The following is a 19,205-nucleotide window of genomic DNA, read 5'->3' on the forward strand; positions in this document are numbered from 1 at the left end:
CATGGCGAAACGCAAATCAAACAAACTGTTGTACATTCTGGGAAGTCTTATTGTGCTTCTGTTGGTAGGCCTAATGGTAGCCAAAAAGAATGGGTGGATTGGCAAGGAAGAAGGAATTGAAGTGGCAGTAGCCAAGGCAAAGGCTGCCAATATCATAGAAAAAGTAAGCGCCTCGGGTAAGGTACAGCCCGAAATAGAGGTAAAGATAAGCCCCGATGTTTCTGGAGAAATCACCGAACTGTATGTGAAAGAAGGAGATTCTGTAGTAGCAGGCCAACTATTGCTCCGCATCAGGCCTGACAATTACCAGGCCATGGTGGAAATGCAATCGGCTTCGGTGAATACCCAACGGGCAAACCTGGCTCAATCCCGAGCGCGGTTAAATCAGGCGGTAGCCAATAGCAAGAACATCCGTCAGTCATTTGAGCGCAACCAGAAGTTGTTTGAGCAAAAGGTGATTTCCCAATCAGAGATGGATGCCGCCCGCGCTCAATTTGAAGCCAACCGTGCCGAGGTAGACGCCGCCCGCCAGAGTGTTCGGGCAGCGGAGTCAACGGTACGCAGCGCCAGCGCCTCCCTGGAGGAATCCCGCCGGAACCTAGACAAGACCACCATCTACGCTCCGGTAAGCGGCACCGTTTCTAAGCTGAACGTAGAACGCGGCGAACGTGTGGTAGGAACCTCCCAAATGGCCGGTACCGAGATCATGCGCATTGCCAACCTCAACAACATGGAGATTCGGGTAAACGTGAACGAGAACGATATCGTGCGGGTGCGACTGAATGATTCGGCGGTGATAGAGGTAGATTCTTACACTAACACCAACCGTAAGTTCAGAGGAATTGTTACTTCCATTGCCAACACGGCCAAAGACGCTACTACTTTAGAGGCAGTTACCGAATTTGAGGTTAGAATCAGGTTGCTCAACGAGTCTTACAAAGATTTAATCCAGAAGAATGGCCGTACGCCTTTCAGACCGGGCATGACTGCTTCGGTGGACATTATCACCGATCAGAAAAACAATGTGCTGTCGGTTCCGTTAGCGGCTGTAACTACCCGGGCAAAAGAAAAGGAGGGTTCTAAAAAAGAACCTTTGGCTAACAGCCTTGCCCAAGAAGACAAACCCGTGCGGGCAGAAGACCGGCCACAGGAAGTTGTGTTTGTGCACGAAGGCGGGAAAGTAAAAATGGTGAAAGTGACCACCGGCATCAGTGATTTTGATAATATTGAGATCCTGTCCGGATTAAAATCTGGTCAGGAGGTAGTGTCTGGTCCGTTCAGAGCCGTTTCTAAGCAGCTTAAGGAAGGAGATCTGGTTACCATCAAAGATGAGAAAGCACTAAGCAAAGAGTTGAAAGAAGATACGTCAGAAGAAGATTAAGCCTTGCAGGAACGAGAAAGAATAGCCGTTTTAGGCGGTGGAAGTTGGGCTACAGCCCTGGTGAAGATTTTATCGGAAAACAAAACAGATGTAAGCTGGTGGCTTAGAAACAAGGAGGATGTGAACCATCTTTGTCAATATGCCCACAATCCCAGGTACCTGAGCGGTATCCATTTCAACCTGGAATATGTTCATCCGTCCAATGACATCCTGGAAACCGTTGCGCAGGCAGATTGGGTTATTCTGGCGGTTCCGGCAGCCTTTGTGAAGCAGGCTTTGTCTCCGCTTGCCCAGGATGCCTTTCAGGGGAAAACCTTGGTGTCTGCTATCAAAGGGATGATTCCCGGCGAAAACCTGCTCATCACCGATTTCCTGGAGCAGCATTACGGGGTTCCTGCTGAACGGCAATGCGTCATTGCCGGACCATGCCACGCCGAGGAAGTTGCCCTGGAAAAACAGTCTTACTTGACCATCGGTTCAATTGATCTGGCCCGCGCCGAAATGTTCTGCGCCTTGCTCCGGAACCGCTACGTAAAGGCCAACCCTCTGGATGATATTGACGGAGTAGAGTACTGTGCCGTCATGAAGAACATCATCGCGCTGGCCTGCGGCATTGCCCACGGCCTGAACTATGGCGACAACTTTCAGGCGGTACTGGTGTCAAATTCCATGGAAGAGATTGAGCGGTTCCTGGATGCTCTCATGCCCCTTCATCGTGACCTGAAAGGAAGTGCCTACTTAGGCGATTTGCTGGTGACGGCGTATTCCCAATTCAGCCGGAATAGAACCTTCGGGAATATGATCGGAAGGGGTTATACGGTGAAGTCTGCTCAATTCGAGATGAACATGGTAGCTGAAGGCTATTATGCCGTGCAAAGCATTTATGAATTGAACAAGCGCCTGAAAGTAGACATGCCTATTACCACAGCGGTGTACAACATCCTGTATGAGCGTATTTCACCAGGAGTTGAGATTGAAATCTTAAAGGATAAGTTTAAGTAAAAACCTAAACTTATCACTTCTTATTTAAACAGAAATCCCGCTCTTGCATCCAGGAGCGGGATTTCTGTTTTAGAGGTATTTTTATGAAAATAGCCCCTAAAAGGGTTAAAAAAAATTGTTCTTTAAAACACCAGCAGCTCTTCATACACCCGGTGCACCGGCAAGCCCATCACATTGAAATAAGAGCCTTCAATCCGTTCAATTCCTACCAACCCTAACCAGTCCTGGGCACCGTAGCTGCCAGCTTTGTCAAAGGGTTTATAATGGTTAATGTAGAAGTCAATCTCCTCGCGGGTAAGGTCCCGAAAATGAACGGTGGTCACGTCATGGAAGACTACGCTCTTGTCTTTGCTCAGGAGGCAAACTCCGGTGTACACTTCGTGGCTGCGGCCCGAGAGCATAGTGAGCATGCGGGTAGCCTGGGCGTGGTCGTAGGGTTTGTTCAGGATGGTTTCATCCAGACAAACGATGGTATCGGCGGTGATGATAACTTCGTCCTGTTCCAATTCGTCCTGGTAGAAACTGGCTTTGTGGGCCGCCAGATATTCGGCTACCTCGGCTCTGCCCAATTCAGGGGGATAGGTTTCATCCACTTCCTTCACCCGAATCTCAAAGGGAAGTCCTAAGTTGGTGAGCAGTTCTTTCCGGCGCGGGGAGTTGGAGGCCAGAATGTATTTTTTAGTTAAATTCATTTTCGTCTATTGAGCTGAATAAAAATCCGCAGATGACTTTGGGGAAAAAGAAGGTTGATTTCTGGGGCATCACGGCACCGGAGTGACACACCCGCTGCACCTCTTCCATCTTCACTTCGTTGGTGATGAGCGCCAGTTGGGCTTTACCAGTATCTACTTTGGTTAGGCATTCAGCGAAGGACCGCACGTAGGAAAGTCCCGGGTAATGGCGCTGTTCTTCGGCGGAAATGCCCAGTACCCGTTCCAGGATAAAGTAGTGCATGACGGTAAGGTCTAATTCTTTTACTTCCTGAGGGATGTCCCAATTCAACTGCGCATGAACCTCCGGTCTAAGCCGCGCTTTAAACGCTTCTCCCTGTAAGTACACGCCAAATGCCCATGGCTTTCCGGTGATGACCTCGTTCAATTCATACGTATCCTCGATGGGGGTGACCACAAAGAACTCCTGTAAACGGTCCAGAAACTCCCCGGGCGGAATGGGTAAATGGTCTAAAAGACGGTGGGTAGGAAGAATGCGAAGGTCGTCAGAAGCCGCATTGGTCAGGTACATGAGATGGTAATTGAAGGGCTCGTCTCCGGTGGCCTCAGGGTAAAGCTCCAGCATCTTTCTGCGGTACTGCAAAGAGCCTTCGTAGCGGTGGTGCCCATCGGCCAGAATCACTTGCTGGTCTTTCAGAAGGTCCACAAACCGTTGGATGACCCGGGCATCATGGATCACGGAAAGCACATCGCGCACTCCCTGGTAATCTTCTGACTCATACAGAGGCGAGGTGATGCTCTCGTCCATGTACTGCTCCAGGGAAAAGGAGGGATCGGTGAACAGGCCATGCGTGGCGCTGGTGTGCATCTGGGTTTCTTCCAGCAAGGCGATGCGGTCATTCACGGCGGCGGGAATGGTGTTCTCGTGCCGGAGGATCACCTGCTCTTCCCACTGATAGGCTTTGATGTGACACATGAATCCTTTGCGGCAATACTCACGGCTGGAGCCCGGCAACCTGAAATACTGGTAATATACGTAGATGCCCGGTAATTGGTCCTGGAGCAGGATTCCGGCACGTTTCCAATGTTCTGCGGTGCGGCGGGCACTGTCTGCGGGGTCTGGCCCCGGAGGAACCGATAAGTGGATGCTGTTATAGGAATTTCGGTACAGAGCCTGCCGCTGCTTCAAAGAAACCACATCGAACAGGGGAGAAGTGAGCGCGTCTATGGAAAACGGAAGCTTCGGGTTGTACCGGAAACCTTTGATAGGGAGAATTTCAGCCATGTACTGTTTTGATGCTGTTTTAAGAAAAAGAGGCCGAAAACCTCAGGGAGCCAAGCGTTGGATATGCCAGGTGGTGTTGCTTTCCAGTTCATACAACAACCGGTCATGCAAACGGTTCTGGCGTCCCTGCCAAAACTCTATCCGATCTGGTTTTACCAGGTAACCGCCCCAATGCTCGGGCCGGGGTACCACTTCCATCTCCTTAAACTTGTTGGAGTACTCTTTCTCTAAGTTCTCCAGGATGGTACGATCTGAGATGGGTTGACTTTGGGGCGAAGACCAGGCGCCAATCTGGCTCCCACGGGGCCGACTATGGAAATACGCATCGGAAATATCTGCCGAAACCCTTTCTACCCGGCCTTCCACGCGCACCTGCCTTTCCAGCGCTGGCCAGAAGAAGGTGAGGGCGGCAAACGGGTTCTCCAGCAACTGCTGACCTTTGCGGCTTTCATAGTTGGTGTAAAAGATAAACCCTTCTTTCTCCAGGGCTTTCAGCAACACCACGCGGGCGGTAGGTCTTCCCAGGGCGTTGGCGGTACTCAGCGTCATAGCCGTTGGCTCGTCTGCCTTGGCGGTTAGCGCCTCCTGCATCCAGGTCTGGAACTGTTGGAGAGGGTCTCTGGATACGGCTTCCAGGGAGAGTTCCTTTAGAGAATAGTTTATCCTGATATCGGCGAGGGACAGAGGTGCATCCATGGAATTGACACGGTAATGATTAAATAGGCCCAAAAGTAGGGCTTTCTCTTTAATATAGGGAAGATTGGTTTCAAAAGCCCCCCTTATCAAAGAAACAGATACGACCGCTTCTTTTTCGGCGTTTAAAGTACGCAATTTAAGGGCTCCCGCAAACCAAAAGCCTACCTATTCAGTAGGTATAGAGAGCTTAAACCACGGAAAAGATGACTAGAAAAATGGCGAAAGAAATCCAAAAGGGAAGCATACTGATCTCTGAACCCTTCCTAGGGGATCCCAATTTTGAGAGAAGTGTAGTGGTTATCTGCCAGCATGACAAAGACGGAACTGTTGGCTTGGTATTGAACAGAGTTTCTGCCCTGCATCTATCAGATGTGATTGACATCAACCACGAAGTTTTTGACATGCCCCTGGCAGTGGGAGGCCCTATGCAGCCAAACACCCTGCACTATTTACATCGGCTGCCTAACCTGCCAGATGCACAAGCCATTGCCCCTAACCTATACTGGGGGGGAGACTTCGAGGAGTTAACCCGATGGATGAACCAAGGCATAGTTTTACAGGACGAAATTAGGTTTTTTGTGGGTTATTCCGGGTGGAGCCCTGGGCAGTTAGAAGAAGAAATTGATAAAAATGTTTGGTTTGTTAATAACAATGCTGGGAATAAATTGCTTACTTTGAATATAGATACCTTGTGGCGCGATATTTTAAAGGAAATGGGAGGCAAATACAAGATGTATGCCAACTATCCCGCGGACCCAAGCTTAAACTAATCCAAAGGCGCAAAGCCCCACGTGTATGATAAACCTAAATCCGGAAGATCAGCAAAACGGAAGAACGGACACACAATCTCCCCAGGAACAATCCACCAACGACCAGAACTTGGATCCGCGAAGAATACTGGAAGACCGTATAGCCGAAATAAACGCCCAAAACGGGACACCTGCCACCACAGTTGATACCATAGAGCAGGTTCCTTCCTCTGAAAGTACCACTGCAGATGCAGGTGCAGAAGTTGCTGCTCCTCAGGTAGAACCTGAAGTAACGCAGTCTTCCGTGCTGGTTTCCAATGAGGCGATTACTGACCCAATTCCTGATTCAACCCAAAATCCGGTTCCAAATACTGAGGAGACAATTACTTCTGAGTTAGGTACAATTGAGATGGAAACTGAAGCAACTCCTGATGCGTCTGCTTCAACTCCTGTCTCAACTCAAGGGGAGATTCCTTCATTTGCAACAGCGGAAGTACCTGCAGAACCGGTTGCCCAGGAAGAACACCATGCCGAAGAGGAGGAATTGCACCTGGAAGAAGATTACTCCCACTTAACGGTTGATGAGTTAAGAGGCAAGATTATGGCGCTGGCTCAAGAAGGTAATGTACGTAAGTCTGGGAGAGCTCTGAATACCCTTTATAGACTTTACGAACCGCATTTCCAGGAAGAGCGCCAGGATGCCTTGAACCGGTTTATCGCCGAGGGCGGGTCTCCTGACGATTTTGACTATAATGCCCCCAAAGCTCACAAAGACGTAGAGCAGGCCATGCAGCGGTTCCGCGAAGCAAGGTTTAAGGAGCAACGCCAGGAGGAGGAGCAGAAAACCCAAAACCTGCAGAAGAAGCGCGACCTGCTTGAACGACTTCGGGTGCTGATTGAATCGGAGACCCAAACCAGCGGCAACGCCATCAAAGAATTGCAGACCGAGTGGAAATCCATTGGTCAGGTGCCTAACGCCGAAGCCCAGCAGCTGTGGAACTCCTACCATGCCTTGTTGGACATGTATTACAATAACCGCAGCATTTTCTTCGAGCTGAAAGAACTTGACCGGAAACGGAACCTGGATGCCAAGAATGCCTTATGCGAGCGGGCCGAGGGATTAGCCAAGGAAGAGAACATCAACAAAGCCTTGCAGGAACTGCGCCACTTGCACGACGAATGGAAACACATTGGCCCCATTCCGAACGAAGTGCGCGACCAGGTGTGGAACCGCTTCATCCAGGCATCTGAGCAGGTGCATGAGAGAAAGAAGCAATTCTTTGAAAGCCGCCGCAACGAAGAACTGGCTAACCTGGAGAAAAAAAGGGAGCTGCTTGCCCAGATTGAACAGTTCCAGCATTTCACCTCTGACCGCATCAACGATTGGCGCGATAAAACCGATCAGATCCAGCAATTGAAAGAAAACTGGGATTCGGCAGGGCTGGTGCCTAAGGAAAATGCTGAGGAAGTGAACAAAGCCTTCTGGAGCAGCTACAAGGCTTTCTTCCACCATAAAAACACCTTCTTCAAAGCCCTGGACGAGGAGAAGATGCAGAACTACCGCCAGAAGGTGGCGCTCTGCGAAGAAGCCGAAAGCCATCAGAACAGCGAGGAGTGGGACAGCACCAAGGAAAAGCTCATTCAACTGCAGAAGAAATGGAAAACCATTGGGCGGGTTCCAGACAAGTACTCAGATAAAATCTGGAACCGGTTCCGGACGGCCTGTAATGCCTTCTTTGACAGACTGCACCAGGAAGCTCAGAACAAAGAATCTCAGCAAAACCAACTTTCAGCGCAAAAGCAGACGTACTGTGAGCAGTTAGCTACCAAAGTGGCTGACCCAACCTTTTTGGGTTCTCTGGAGGAGTTCAACCAAATCCACCAGGAATGGCAGTCTTTCTCTAACGAGGGCAAGAGAAACCCTAAGGTAGAGGATCGGTTCCAGCAGCTTTTGGCCAAGTACCTGGACAAGGTACCGGAAATGAGTCCGCAGCAGAAAGAACAGACCCTGTTTCAGTTGCAGTTGAACCACTTGAAGGCAAGCCCAGACGGAGACCAGAAGCTGTACCAAAAGGAACAACACCTGCGCCGGGATATCACCTCGCTGGAAAACGACATTTCTACCCTTAGAACCAATATTGAGTTTTTTGCCCGTTCTAAGAACGCTGAGAAGCTTCGGGAGGAATATCAGTCTAAAATTGATGACGCCCAAAACCGCATTCAGCACCTGAAGAGACAGTTGAAGGCTTTGCGCTCCTAAATTTTTCTGCTTGACATTCAAGGGCTTTGTAGAAGGGAAGGAAATTTGTTGCAGGTGACTTTTGCAAATCCCGAAAAGAGGTCTACTTTTGTATCGCTTTCAGAAACCGCCTAGGTTCTGAAAGCAAAAGCCTCCATAGCTCAGCTGGTAGAGCAACTGACTTGTAATCAGTAGGTCGCTGGTTCGATTCCGGCTGGGGGCTCCAAAAACAGCACTTACTAGGATAAACCTGTAAGTGCTGTTTTTTAAATCTTTATTTTAGTACCGTTTTCCAGAAAACACCAGAATCCTGGAAAAAGAAGCCTCCATAGCTCAGCTGGTAGAGCAACTGACTTGTAATCAGTAGGTCGCTGGTTCGATCCCGGCTGGGGGCTCTCCTTTAAAAGCACTTATCTCTAGTTGAGGTAAGTGCTTTTTTGTTTTTCCTTATTGCGCCTGTATTACATAGGAGCGTTAAGGAATTTCAGTACTGACCCTGTTCTTCATTATTTATCTGGCGAAGTGGCTTGCGAATCCTGGGCTAAGATTTTATTCAGCGTGCGAGTGGTAAGTGGCTTATGATGGATATCCTCTATTTGGTATTCCTTCGCTTGATCCAGGTCCTTGCGGCTGATGGAGGAGGAAAAAAGAACTGTTCTGGGTGTACAGGCAAGTTCCAGTTGTTTCAGAGCTTTCAAGAGTCCAAATCCGTCTAAAATAGGCACCTGAATGTTCACTAACAGGAGGTCTGGGCAGCAACCGGTTTTGTTATAGTCTAGAACCAGTTGATAAGCTTCCATTCCGGTGCGGGCAACTAAAATTTCTTCGGCAATGTCCATTCTCTCCAACAGGGTGGAAGTCAAGTAGACTGAAACGGGATCGTTCTCTACCAAAAGCACCTTCTTAAACTTCTTCATTTGACTTGAGCATTACAGGATGACGCTTGTCTTTCATATTCATATAAGGTGAAAGGCTCTCCTGGGCAGGTACGCAAGGAATGGAAGAGAAGTCTGGATTTTAACCCAAGCCTTACGTTAGGCGGGGAGCATAAGCCAATCTAAAGCACTTGCATAATCAATGAAAACCTCGTGCTGGATTACCCCTTTGGCTTTGTAGCCTTGCTTTCCTTTGTCAGTGAACTCGGTGTTGGAGACTAAGGCAGGGTAAAAGTCCGGGGTTACGACTGCTAATTTCTGGATGGTCGTTTTAGAAGCCAAATCCTGAAACTCGGTAAGAACCCAGTTTTTCTCCTCTGGGGTGATGATGTAGATCTGCAAGTCGTCTATGAGCCAATTCTGCAGCTGGTGCTGGGTCGTAATCTTCAAGGCTTCTAAGAATCCAATCTTCCGCTCCTCAAGGTTGATCTGGCGTAACCATTCCACTAACAGCAGAGAACGGTCTTTATGAAGATGGATGGCCACAAACTCAGTCTGGAACACAGGTTCTGGCTGTGACTCTAATGGAAGTTGCTTATCCATGGACTTTCTTTACTTTGGGAAAAGGAAACCTGAAAGTCGAAAGGGTATGGGGGCGTTTCTTGTCGACCGCCTTCTTGCGGAAAGGAATATCTAGTTTACTAAAAAGACACTGATTTTCCAAAACCGGGCTAAAAACAGCCGTAGTAGTACAGGACATGCTGATATAAATAATCTTTGCCTCTACTTGCGGTTGAGGTGCAAAAAAGTAAAAGTGAGGCATTATGAATGGATGCGCAAATGGGTAATCAGTTTTAAAAAGCCTTGTTGCGCATCATGGTAGGCTTTCAGGTACGTAAAAATATCCTTTTTGGGAGAGGAGAGAATGGCATTTGCTTCATGCTGAAGAACATCTGCCAGCCAGGAGATTTCTTTTAGCAAAGGGTTGTCTGGGTGGGCCTTTTGCAAGTGGGTAATCAGAAAACGTAAATGAAGAGCCAGAACTACCACTTCTTCGATATTCTCCCCACGCATGAAATCTTCCTTCTCTAAACCCTTTTGGATTCTCTTTGCAATTATATTATAATATTCATAGTGTTGTTGTGGCATGAAGCATCCTTTTCCTTAGGTGTACTTAAAGAGTGCATATTACTTAATAGGAAAGGAAACCACTATAATTAATCGTTAAATAGTTTATTTTGTCCGTTAGGGGTAAGCAAAAACCAGTTAAATGTAACTGAGATTTAAAGATGCTTATACGTTACCTATTAGAACTATTTAAAGGATTGTTAAAAAAGCTATTCAAGAACCTTCAAAGCTTTTACTTCAGATAATCTTTCCACTCCCTCACGTAACAGAAGCTATCCTTGTTTTCTTGTTATTTATTGAAAAGGGGTCCAAAATATAGAACAATAGGGCAGATAGTCCATGCCTTCGGTTTATCCAAAATCAAGTAAAAGAAAGTCAATCAGGTAGGAAGTTGATCTGGGTACCTTCTGCAAAAACAACGTAAGCCCTTTTCCAGGGTTGATCATCGGCCATTTTCCATTTATGCCCCGATCCTGTAACATCGGTAGCGATGAGTACATCGCCGGTGCACAGGATGAAGGTTTCCCCTAAACTGGTGGTAAACTCCAGGGAACCAGATAAAGTTAAAACATACTGCGTGGTTGGGGCCGGGTGCCAGTCATACTCTGAAAAGGGCGGTGTTTCCTTGAAATGAAGCGAAATTACCTGGGTAAATACTTTTTCGGCAATGGTGCCTTGCTCAAAATAGGAATGTCCGTCCTCGCCGGTATACAGTTTGTAGGCCCTGATCATAGAAGTAGAATTGGTTTACCTGTATATACCCATCTGCAAAGCAGGGGTTTCCTGAATATTATTGGGAGGCAAATGGAAAGGGGTTTAAAAACCTTGATACCGGTGTGCAGGGGAGGGTCTACTTATCGTTCTAAGAAAGAGACAGGAAGGTAGTCCCCTTTGAAAGCTTTAGGGCCGGTTTTAAGAAAATGGCTGCAAAACCTTGGAAAAAGTCTTATTTTCATAGATAACCTTTTTCCTATATTGCAAGTAAGTGCGCAATAATACATAGACCACATGGGCATAGACAGATCAGGATGTATTCGTAGAAGTCAATTGCTGCTCCTTTGCGGGGCATTAGTTTTCTCAGGATGCTATAAAAAAGAAACCCGGCAGGAGGGAGAGCCTTCGCTGAATGCCAACACCGAGACCCGCCCTACTACCCAGAAACCGGATAAGGCACAACAGGAGGAGCAACCAGCCAGTACCACTGCTTCGAAAGTTGATGTAGATATGTACCTGGAGGTTTCCAACGGGATGAAGGGATTTATGCCCCTTCCGGCCGCCGAGAAAGAGCCCACGGTTTTCCAACGGCAACTAAACAAACTTATCTCAGAGATACAGGACGGCATCTACGTGGATGCGAAGCGGTACTACCTGGCTGGTCAGAACACCCAAGGGCAACCCGTTTTAGACAGCGTTTCCTATAATACCCTTAAAAACACCATCACCAGCGGCATCCGGGCTGATGTGCGGGGTACGCCTTTGCCAGACTTATTGAGAGCCGCCCTGGAGAATTCCGTCAGAAAAGAAGCAGTGAGTGTTATTGTCTCGGATTTCATCCATGGGCCTGATCCAAACAACCCCGGACAGTTCCTTTCCCTGGACTCTGACATCAGAAGTAGCCTGAAACAGGCCGAGCACCAAAACCTGGTAGTGGCGGTGCTGGGGAATGCCTCGCCTTTCTTCGGGAATTATTTTCCGGCGGTGAAGAAACCGGCCGTTAAACGGACCCTCAACGGGGAAGAAGTGCCGTTTTATATCTGGGTGATTGGCAAGCAGCAGGAGGTGCAGACCGTCATTAACAAGGTGCTCCGGAATTTACCGGCCCAGCAAGCATACTTCGGGTTTGCTTATCCATCGGTTCCTTACTCGGCACTTCTCAAATCCAATACTTTCAGGCCGCTGGGCGTTGTGTACTGTACCAGCCGGACGGCAGAAGTATGTACCAGCGTAAATTTAAAGCCCGAAAAAGAAGAGCCGGTAGAATTCACCATCGGGTTGAACCTCAGTGATTTCCCGGCTTCGCTTCAACAGGTAGCCTTCCTGAAGCAGCACCTGAAACTGGCCGTTACTGGCGGCAAGGCCTCTATTGGTACAGTAATTGCAGCTTCAGAAGACGTCAAGGCCACGCCAGAATTAGCCAAATACACGCATTTTGTCAGGGTACGGGTTCCAGAGCTTACGGCCAACACCGGTTCTTTCACGCTGCAGTTGCCGCAGGTTCAACCGGCCTGGGTAAACCAATGGTCTACCGCCAACGACAACAACCCGGCCGGGGCGCAAAGGAAAACCTATCAACTGAATAATATCATGGAAGGCGTTCAGGCGTTATACCGTGATAAAAGCGAAAACGTATTTAGTATTACCATGAAGTTTAACAAAGAAACAAACTAAGGATGATCCAAAATTTCTTCTCCGGGCTGTATGAGCTTTTCCTGGGCCGACCAATGCCAGCCAACTACACCAATGATTATCGCGAGGTGGTTTTCCCTAACACGGGTATCCAACTGATTCTGATCTCGCTGGCCATGGTCATCCTCTATTATTACGTTTTCAACCGGGTCATGAGCACCGGCTTTTACAAACCCAAACACTGGATCATCATGCTCATCATCAATGCGGTCATCGCCTTCATTGTTCCTATTACCCAGGTGAACGGCAACGGCATTGAGACGCATTCTTACACTTACACCTTTGCGCTGGTGAACGCAATCCTCAGCCTTATTCTATTCTTTATTTTCTCTTTACTGCTTAAAAAAGGATCTGTCCAGGCCTGGACAACTCCTATGAAATGGCCTCACACACGATAAACTATGGCAAAACTTTTTGTATTCGGAATTGGGGGCACGGGCTCCAGGGTAATCCGTTCCCTGGTCATGCTCATGGCCGCCGGTGTCAAGATCAAGAACTGTGATAAGATAGTACCCATCATCATTGACCCCGATACCCAGAACGGGGATATGAACCGCACGGTAGAGCTCCTCAAAACCTACAAACACCTGCACGACCAATTGGGCAAACGTGACGAGGGCTTCTTCCACACCAACATAAGTACGCTTTCCAGCATCGCCGGCGACGGATCTTCCAAGATCAGAGACTCCTTTGTATACGATTTTGGAGGCATTAACAAGCCCTTCAAAGACCACGTAGGCTACAACCAACTGGATATTGACTCCCAGGCGTTGGTAGATTTGCTGTTCACCCCCGAGAACCTGAACAACAGCCTGGACGTGGGTTTCAGAGGCAGCCCGAACGTGGGCAGCGTGGTTTTGAACGAGATCATTGATTCACCCGAGATGCGTTTCTTCGCCTCCAATTTCCAGGCCGGCGACCGTATTTTCTTCGTGAGCTCCATTTTCGGGGGAACTGGCGCCGCTGGTTTCCCGCTCTTGCTGAAGAACTTCAAGGATGTGCATTCCAAGCTGCCCAATGCCTCCAGCCTGAACTCGGCGCTGACCGGTGCTATGGTGGTGTTGCCGTATTTCTCCCTGGAGCAACCTGCCCCTGGTGTTGATGCGGATTTTATTGACTCCAACACATTTACTACAAAGGCCAAGGACGCGCTTTCGTATTACCAGAACCACCTTACCGGGGTGAATGCCACGTACTATATCGGCGATACGCCAGACAAGCCGCTGGAGAACAATCCGGGTAGGGCCAGCCAGAAAAACGATGCGCATTTGGTGGAGTTGCTCAGCGCCTTATCTATCATCGATTTCATGGACTACTCAGACAATGAGCTGACCGGATCCTCCATGTACCATGAGTTCGGGTTGCGCGAAGACGTAGACAATGTGCAGTTCTCGCATTTGGATCAGGAAACCAGAGACCGATTGGCCAAGCAGCTGATCAGGTTCCACTATTTCACCCGCTACTACAACACGTATGTGCCCGAAGATGCCCAAGCTGCCTACGCCAAGGGGGTTGATCTTTCCGGAGCCATGCGCAATGAGCCTGTTTTCAAAGAACTGAACAAATTCCTGACCAGTCCTGATTTTGGTTACGAATCCTGGCTTAGAGAGCTGAACAGAATGGAACGGACCTTCTCGGTCTTCCACCTGAACGAACCAGACTTTAACCGCATGGTTTCAGATAAACAAGTGGAAACCGGCTTCCTGAACAAAGGCATCCATCAGGGCTCCTTCGTGAAAGAACTGAACCGGGCCTCAGAATCAATTTCGGACCGGGAAGCCTTCAAGGCAACTATCAAAGCCTTCGAGATTGCTACAAACAATTTGGTAGAGGATAAGCTGAAGTATTCTTAACGCGTTCTCCTTTGTTTTAGGGGCCTTTTTCAGAAAACGTCTTTAAAACAGGAAACCCAAAATCGCCCTTACAAGGGATAACATGAAAAGAGAGGTTCCCCCGAAATCGTTGTTTCAGGCCTCTTTTTACTTAAACATCTTAAAAGCAGATTGATTTATGCCGAAAGTACTTCGTCTTCATAAAACCGGCTCTAACGTAGAAGGATGGGCTAAAACCAGCCAGATCACCAGCACCGAGATAAAGGACATGGTGGATGGTGCCGGTGGCCGGGCCCAGAAGATCAATGCCTCCATTCCTACGCCTTTTGCTCGCATGCACCTGTTTGAGACAGCGTTTGACTTTGTGAAGCAAGGGGTGACCAACTCCCAGAACAGCATCTACCACAAGTTTGTGACCCATTTTTGGGATTTGTGGGAATTGCTCTACAACCACCAAAGCTACGCGCAAGGCGGAAACAAAATCGTGATCCGTCGCTGGAACAAACACCAGCAGCTCTCGGCCATGCAGTCAAACCCCAACACCAACCTGCTGGGCAAAACCTTGGAGCTGTTCATGAACGACAACCGGTTCCATGGCGTAGAGGACTTGTTCCTGTTTTACCTGGAATCTACTTCTCCGCGCGGAGACCGTCATTTGCAGTTGCTGGGCGGCACTTCGCCGTTGACCTTCCTGTTTGTGTCGCCTAACGTGCAGCCGTTGGCCATTAACCGGGCTCAGAACGTAGGTGTGTACTTTGACAACAATTTCATCTCTCTGAATGACCGCGAGCGTGATTTCAAGGAGTATGTGCACAAGCTGTTCGTATCCAACCCGGAGTACATCCGGGCTTTTCCGGCGGTGTACAATGCCCTGGACGAGCACCTGCTAAAGAACATCAGCATGTCTGGGGTAGGAGGGCATACCGCTATTTCCGCCGAATATCTTCCGTTGGTAGATTTGCAGCAGAACCCGGTACACGTTGGGCACCTGAACTTCCTGGTGAAAAAAGACCAGACCGCGGTGACCAGCAGCGATTTGTTTTTGCGCCCAACCAACCCCATGTTCACCGGAGACCGCCCGATCATCCTAAAACCAGACCTTCGGTTAGCACCCCATGTTAAGTACGTGAACAACCTGGCCTGGCCCACCAACACTAACGTAGGCTACTCAGACAGCAAAGAAATCGCAGCTCGTTCCCTGCCTGGGGTTGGGTTCAACTACCCGTACCTTACTGTCAATGACCTGTTGCAGGAAACCATTGTTCAGGTGCCTTACGAAGTGAACACTGACCGTTTCTTCAGCGGCACGGTGCTGTACCAACCCGGCGTAACTGAGAAAATCTTCAATTACCTGTTGCCGGTGACCAGCCTGTACTTTGAATATTTTACTCCTCAGGATTTAGCCACCCACCTCACGTTCTACGTGGATGTGAACCACGTTCGCGTTACCCTGCAGATACCCACCGAAAAGGGCAATGTAGTGTATGAACGCAGCTACTATGACAATCCGCTGAACTCAAAAGATGCCCACGGGGAGGTGATTCCTGAGAAAGGACATATCCTTAAATCTCGGGTGGGCATTGGGGTGTTTCCTTTTTACAAGTTCGTGGATGCCCCGGCCTACAATGATTTCTACAAAGTCATGCTGGTAGACGAGGACATTGATCCTTTGCTGGTAAACCGGAACCACTCACTTACCTTTTATTCTGGAGGCAGGCAATTGGATGCTGGTGGCGGCATTATCTCAGCCACTTCGCAACGCAGAACCAAGAAAAGCAACAGCAGCGCGGGCAGCACTTACTACGAGATTAGAGGCACGCACTTTGACTATGCCGAGCTGGTACACGCCGGGGTAGACGTGACCGGCAGAGCCTTGATCGTTCCTAAGTTCCAGGAAATGCACCAGGGCATCCAGAACTTCACGTTTGCCATTGACTTCGGGACTTCCAACACGCACATCGCGTATACTTCCGGCTCCAATCAGCCACCGAAGGAGTTTTCTATCACAGCCAACGATCTGCAGGTGGTGATGCTGAACAAACCTTCTGATGATGCTTCCCTCACCGATTACCAACGGTTCCACAAAAGGGGCTTCGGGCGTTTGTTTGCCGTGGAGACATTACTGAAACGCGAGTTTATTCCGTTGATCATCAACTCCGGCGGATCTTTGTACTCCTTTCCAACCAGAACGGCTACCTGTGAGTCCATCGACTTTGAGAACCAGATTCCTACTTTGTTCGGGAACATCAACATCGGGTTTTCCATCAACACCGAGGGCACGCACCAGGACCAGTACAAGCAGAACTACCACACCGATCTTAAGTGGAGCGAAACCCTTTCTAACACCGGCAAGCGCCGGATTGAGGCTTTCTTCACCGAGATCATGCTGCTCATCAAAAACAAGGTGGTCTTGAACAACGGAAACGTGGCGAACACCAAGGTGGTGTGGTTCGCGCCGCTGAGCTTTGATGATTATTCCCGCAACATGTTCCAGAATGTGTGGGATGGGGTTTACCACTCTGTTTTCAAAAACGGGCGTAATACAGCTTGCATCACTGAGTCTGTGGCGCCGTTCTATTTCCTGTCCAGAACCGGGGCCGTGGTTCCTAGTCAGGATGAAAACCTGATTAACGTGGATATAGGCGGCGGTACCACCGACGTGCTTTTGTTTACCAACCGCAAGCCTTCACACAGCGCCTCGTTCCGCTTTGCGGGAAATGATTTGTGGGGCGATGGGTTCGCTTCGGTGAAGACGAGCAAAGACAACGGCTTGCTACAATACGGCGTGGCGCACGTGCTCCAGATTCCACTAACCGAGGAAGGCAAGGAATACAAGAAGTTCCTGGAAACCGCCCTGGATAACCCTGATTTCAGCTCCGCGGACATCACCAGTTTGCTTTTTAGCTACGACAAAGAACTGCATTATAGCTCCCAGTTATTACAGGCAAGACAACTGCGCCTGATGTTCTACCTGCACTTTGGGGCATTGATGTACCACCTGGCGCAACTCACCCAGCAGTTAGGAACGCAAGTGCCGCGTTATATCTGCTTCAGCGGACAAGGCAGTTTGTACATCAAGTTGCTGAGCGCGGGTAATAACCTGTCTAATGTGGAGCGGTACGCTAAAACCATTTTCAAGAAAGTGACGGGCCAGGAGGCGCCGGCTAACTTTAAACTGGTGCTGGTAGACAACCCGAAACAGGTAACTGCCAACGGTGGTGCCATGGCTCTGGAAGGCAACAACCTGTCTGACCTGACGGATATTCCGATTATGCGCCCAACTGGGGCCGCTACCGGCGAAGATGCGCTGAAAGCAATCAACAAGAGCCAGATCTCGTCTACCATCCGGCAGGAAGTATTGGACAATGTGATGGCGTGTTTGGAGATGCTTCTGGATGATGCAGACATTGCTCCGTTGATGCGTTCCATGGGCGTGGAGGTAGATCCGCACTGGATTTTGAACTTCATGCGGACGCACATTCAGGATAGCTACACAATGGTGCTGGAAGAAACCCTCAGAGGACTATCAGACCGTGAGCTGATCCCAGAGACCATGTTCTTCATGCCTTTGAAGCAGTCTTTGTACCTGTTGTCTAAAGAATTATACCAGCAACAGGTAGGGGCCCTCGTTTAACCTCATGCCTCAGATGCTTTCCAAAAAGCATCTGAGGCTTTTATAACCACATTCATTAAACAAGACAAGAAATATCGGTATGGAATATGTACCAATCATCATAGGTATAGTCGCGCTTTTAGTCGCGGCTTTCACCTTTTACAAAGTAAGTGGCATGGTGTACAGAACACAGGCCCTGGAAAGAAAAAACCGCGAATTGGAAGCAGGGCTTAAAGCGCTGGAAAACCAACTAAGAAGAAACGCCAAAAACCAGCCACAGGAAAGCAACCGCCCGGCCAGAGGACAACAACCCGCCCCGCAGCAACCGCAGAATCCCCGTAACCAGCAACCGCAAACCCAGGAGCCCAGAAAGCAACAAGGTCAGCAACCCGGCAGAGGGCAGCAGCAACCCGAGCAACGCGCCCCTCAGAACCAACCACAGCAACAGCGAACCCCACAGGAACCCCGGCAAAAGCAGGAAGGACAGCCTCAGCAGCAAAGACCGCCGCGCGAACCCCGTGAGCCTAGAGAACCCCGGGAACAGCGGCAACCGCAGGAGCCTCGTCAGAAACAACCTCAGCAACCGCAACCACAACCTGCTGCTCAGGGTGGAGGAGCCAGCCAGGCCCAACGTCCGCCGCAGCAACCACAGCAGCCCAGAAGAAACGAAAACCGCAGGAGAGACCCTATGAACGCACCAGACCAGGAAGGAAATCCATCGGCGCAGCCCGCTTCGTCCGTTACTTTAGGCCACGCGATTGTAGGAGATGATCTGCTTAACGAGTTGACGTTGGAGCAAACCCCACAGTCCCAGCCCGAAGCTCCGGTAAGTCGTACCCGTTACGCTATCATTCCGGAAGACGGCACCATCAAAACACACCAACTGCAGCAACGCCCAGATTCAGACTCTTACCTGGAGATTGACTCTCCCTCTGATGGAAGCAACAGTACACCGTACCGGTTCAACCTGGCGGGAAACCAGGCCTTTGTGATCTCCCAGGGAATGGACCGCCTGGAGAATGCGTTCTCCTTTGAGAAACCCTCTAACCGTATGGTCAGCCGGATTGTCCATCAGGGCGATGGGCTTTTGGTTAGAACCAGCAGTGGCTGGAAAATTCAGGACAAAGCCAAAATCGATTTCCGGTAAAATAAGCTGGTGAAAATTTACCTGAACCCCAGTTGAGGTAAACTAAAACCAAAATGCATGGAAGAACCGCTTTCGGCCTGTTTTCTGAAAAACGGGTTGAAAACGGTTCTTCTTTCTTATAAGGTTTTGAAAGTAGTTACTATACCTTTGTGCTATTTGCATCAAACCTGTAACCTGCTAC

Annotated in this window: 16 protein-coding genes and 2 tRNA genes; 11 read left to right on the forward strand and 7 right to left on the reverse strand. The window is 49.2% G+C overall.

Annotation, left to right across the window (positions count from 1 at the left end; translation table 11 throughout):
* The first annotated feature begins 1 nt into the window (after position 1).
* Entirely contained in the window at positions 2-1,381 is a 1,380-nt protein-coding gene (locus tag EFB08_RS05235; protein ID WP_123125871.1) for an efflux RND transporter periplasmic adaptor subunit, read from the forward strand.
* A 3-nt stretch (positions 1,382-1,384) separates the two neighbouring features.
* Positions 1,385-2,383: an NAD(P)H-dependent glycerol-3-phosphate dehydrogenase gene (locus EFB08_RS05240; protein WP_123125872.1), complete on the forward strand. Its 999-nt coding sequence runs from the start codon at positions 1,385-1,387 to the stop codon at positions 2,381-2,383.
* Positions 2,384-2,505: 122 nt separating this feature from the next.
* On the opposite strand, the gene EFB08_RS05245 is transcribed toward EFB08_RS05240, so the two are convergent.
* Genes EFB08_RS05245 through pdxH form a run of 3 tightly spaced genes read right to left on the reverse strand, consistent with a single transcriptional unit; the run spans position 2,506 to position 5,035 of the window.
* Complete coding sequence (locus tag EFB08_RS05245) at positions 2,506-3,075, reverse strand: Maf family nucleotide pyrophosphatase (RefSeq protein ID WP_123125873.1); 570 nt, start codon at positions 3,073-3,075, stop codon at positions 2,506-2,508.
* The gene (locus tag EFB08_RS05250) at positions 3,062-4,339 is read right to left on the reverse strand and encodes a DUF1015 domain-containing protein (RefSeq protein WP_123125874.1); all 1,278 of its coding nucleotides are present in this window, start codon (positions 4,337-4,339) and stop codon (positions 3,062-3,064) included. The genes EFB08_RS05245 and EFB08_RS05250 overlap by 14 nt, the downstream gene beginning before the upstream one ends.
* Before the next feature lie 42 nt (positions 4,340-4,381).
* Positions 4,382-5,035: a pyridoxamine 5'-phosphate oxidase gene (gene pdxH, locus EFB08_RS05255; RefSeq protein WP_123125977.1), complete on the reverse strand. Its 654-nt coding sequence runs from the start codon at positions 5,033-5,035 to the stop codon at positions 4,382-4,384.
* A 203-nt stretch (positions 5,036-5,238) separates the two neighbouring features.
* Here pdxH and EFB08_RS05260 point away from each other — a divergent pair, with 203 nt between their 5' ends.
* From EFB08_RS05260 to EFB08_RS05275, 4 genes are all read left to right on the forward strand, one after another.
* A complete protein-coding gene (locus tag EFB08_RS05260; protein ID WP_227006225.1) occupies positions 5,239-5,805 on the forward strand; it encodes a YqgE/AlgH family protein in 567 nt (188 codons plus the stop codon).
* A 25-nt stretch (positions 5,806-5,830) separates the two neighbouring features.
* Positions 5,831-8,044, forward strand: coding sequence for a DUF349 domain-containing protein (locus EFB08_RS05265; RefSeq protein WP_123125875.1), 2,214 nt, complete (start codon positions 5,831-5,833; stop codon positions 8,042-8,044).
* Between the two features lie 129 nt (positions 8,045-8,173).
* Positions 8,174-8,249: transfer RNA gene (locus tag EFB08_RS05270), tRNA-Thr, on the forward strand.
* A gap of 96 nt (positions 8,250-8,345) precedes the next feature.
* Positions 8,346-8,418: transfer RNA gene (locus EFB08_RS05275), tRNA-Thr, on the forward strand.
* A gap of 111 nt (positions 8,419-8,529) precedes the next feature.
* On the opposite strand, the gene EFB08_RS05280 is transcribed toward EFB08_RS05275, so the two are convergent.
* From EFB08_RS05280 to EFB08_RS05300, 4 genes are all read right to left on the reverse strand, one after another.
* Positions 8,530-8,940 (reverse strand): response regulator, encoded by a 411-nt coding sequence (locus EFB08_RS05280; RefSeq protein ID WP_123125876.1) that lies wholly within the window; start codon positions 8,938-8,940, stop codon positions 8,530-8,532.
* Between the two features lie 117 nt (positions 8,941-9,057).
* Positions 9,058-9,501, reverse strand: a complete 444-nt coding sequence (locus tag EFB08_RS05285; RefSeq protein ID WP_123125877.1) for a hypothetical protein — start codon at positions 9,499-9,501, stop codon at positions 9,058-9,060.
* Between the two features lie 219 nt (positions 9,502-9,720).
* Positions 9,721-10,047 carry a hypothetical protein gene (locus EFB08_RS05295; RefSeq protein WP_123125879.1) on the reverse strand — a complete coding sequence of 109 codons (327 nt, stop codon included), beginning with the start codon at positions 10,045-10,047 and terminating at the stop codon, positions 9,721-9,723.
* 354 nt (positions 10,048-10,401) lie between these two features.
* Complete coding sequence (locus tag EFB08_RS05300) at positions 10,402-10,758, reverse strand: cupin domain-containing protein (RefSeq protein ID WP_123125880.1); 357 nt, start codon at positions 10,756-10,758, stop codon at positions 10,402-10,404.
* A 276-nt stretch (positions 10,759-11,034) separates the two neighbouring features.
* Between EFB08_RS05300 and EFB08_RS05305 the strand changes: the two genes are divergently transcribed.
* From EFB08_RS05305 to EFB08_RS05325, 5 genes are all read left to right on the forward strand, one after another.
* Positions 11,035-12,414, forward strand: a complete 1,380-nt coding sequence (locus EFB08_RS05305; protein WP_125077652.1) for a hypothetical protein — start codon at positions 11,035-11,037, stop codon at positions 12,412-12,414.
* A gap of 2 nt (positions 12,415-12,416) precedes the next feature.
* Complete coding sequence (locus EFB08_RS05310; RefSeq protein ID WP_123125882.1) at positions 12,417-12,830, forward strand: hypothetical protein; 414 nt, start codon at positions 12,417-12,419, stop codon at positions 12,828-12,830.
* Between the two features lie 3 nt (positions 12,831-12,833).
* The gene (locus tag EFB08_RS05315) at positions 12,834-14,285 is read left to right on the forward strand and encodes a hypothetical protein (RefSeq protein WP_123125883.1); all 1,452 of its coding nucleotides are present in this window, start codon (positions 12,834-12,836) and stop codon (positions 14,283-14,285) included.
* A 157-nt stretch (positions 14,286-14,442) separates the two neighbouring features.
* Positions 14,443-17,898: a cell division protein FtsA gene (locus tag EFB08_RS05320; RefSeq protein WP_123125884.1), complete on the forward strand. Its 3,456-nt coding sequence runs from the start codon at positions 14,443-14,445 to the stop codon at positions 17,896-17,898.
* 79 nt (positions 17,899-17,977) lie between these two features.
* Entirely contained in the window at positions 17,978-19,024 is a 1,047-nt protein-coding gene (locus EFB08_RS05325; protein WP_123125885.1) for a hypothetical protein, read from the forward strand.
* Positions 19,025-19,205 lie beyond the last annotated feature (181 nt).

Source organism: Rufibacter latericius, assembly GCF_003721515.1.
GTDB classification, from domain to species: domain Bacteria; phylum Bacteroidota; class Bacteroidia; order Cytophagales; family Hymenobacteraceae; genus Nibribacter; species Nibribacter latericius.

Bases quoted from the DNA above. Each gene is read 5' to 3' on its own strand.
- EFB08_RS05280 (WP_123125876.1), bottom strand. From the start codon at position 8,940: ATGAAGAAGTTTAAGAAGGTGCTTTTGGTAGAGAACGATCCCGTTTCA.
- EFB08_RS05285 (WP_123125877.1), bottom strand. From the start codon at position 9,501: ATGGATAAGCAACTTCCATTAGAGTCACAGCCAGAACCTGTGTTCCAG.
- EFB08_RS05250 (WP_123125874.1), bottom strand. From the start codon at position 4,339: ATGGCTGAAATTCTCCCTATCAAAGGTTTCCGGTACAACCCGAAGCTT.
- EFB08_RS05305 (WP_125077652.1), top strand. From the start codon at position 11,035: ATGGGCATAGACAGATCAGGATGTATTCGTAGAAGTCAATTGCTGCTC.
- pdxH (WP_123125977.1), bottom strand. From the start codon at position 5,035: ATGGATGCACCTCTGTCCCTCGCCGATATCAGGATAAACTATTCTCTA.
- EFB08_RS05325 (WP_123125885.1), top strand. From the start codon at position 17,978: ATGGAATATGTACCAATCATCATAGGTATAGTCGCGCTTTTAGTCGCG.
- EFB08_RS05320 (WP_123125884.1), top strand. From the start codon at position 14,443: ATGCCGAAAGTACTTCGTCTTCATAAAACCGGCTCTAACGTAGAAGGA.
- EFB08_RS05235 (WP_123125871.1), top strand. From the start codon at position 2: ATGGCGAAACGCAAATCAAACAAACTGTTGTACATTCTGGGAAGTCTT.
- EFB08_RS05300 (WP_123125880.1), bottom strand. From the start codon at position 10,758: ATGATCAGGGCCTACAAACTGTATACCGGCGAGGACGGACATTCCTAT.
- EFB08_RS05310 (WP_123125882.1), top strand. From the start codon at position 12,417: ATGATCCAAAATTTCTTCTCCGGGCTGTATGAGCTTTTCCTGGGCCGA.
- EFB08_RS05245 (WP_123125873.1), bottom strand. From the start codon at position 3,075: ATGAATTTAACTAAAAAATACATTCTGGCCTCCAACTCCCCGCGCCGG.
- EFB08_RS05260 (WP_227006225.1), top strand. From the start codon at position 5,239: ATGACTAGAAAAATGGCGAAAGAAATCCAAAAGGGAAGCATACTGATC.
- EFB08_RS05315 (WP_123125883.1), top strand. From the start codon at position 12,834: ATGGCAAAACTTTTTGTATTCGGAATTGGGGGCACGGGCTCCAGGGTA.
- EFB08_RS05265 (WP_123125875.1), top strand. From the start codon at position 5,831: ATGATAAACCTAAATCCGGAAGATCAGCAAAACGGAAGAACGGACACA.
- EFB08_RS05295 (WP_123125879.1), bottom strand. From the start codon at position 10,047: ATGCCACAACAACACTATGAATATTATAATATAATTGCAAAGAGAATC.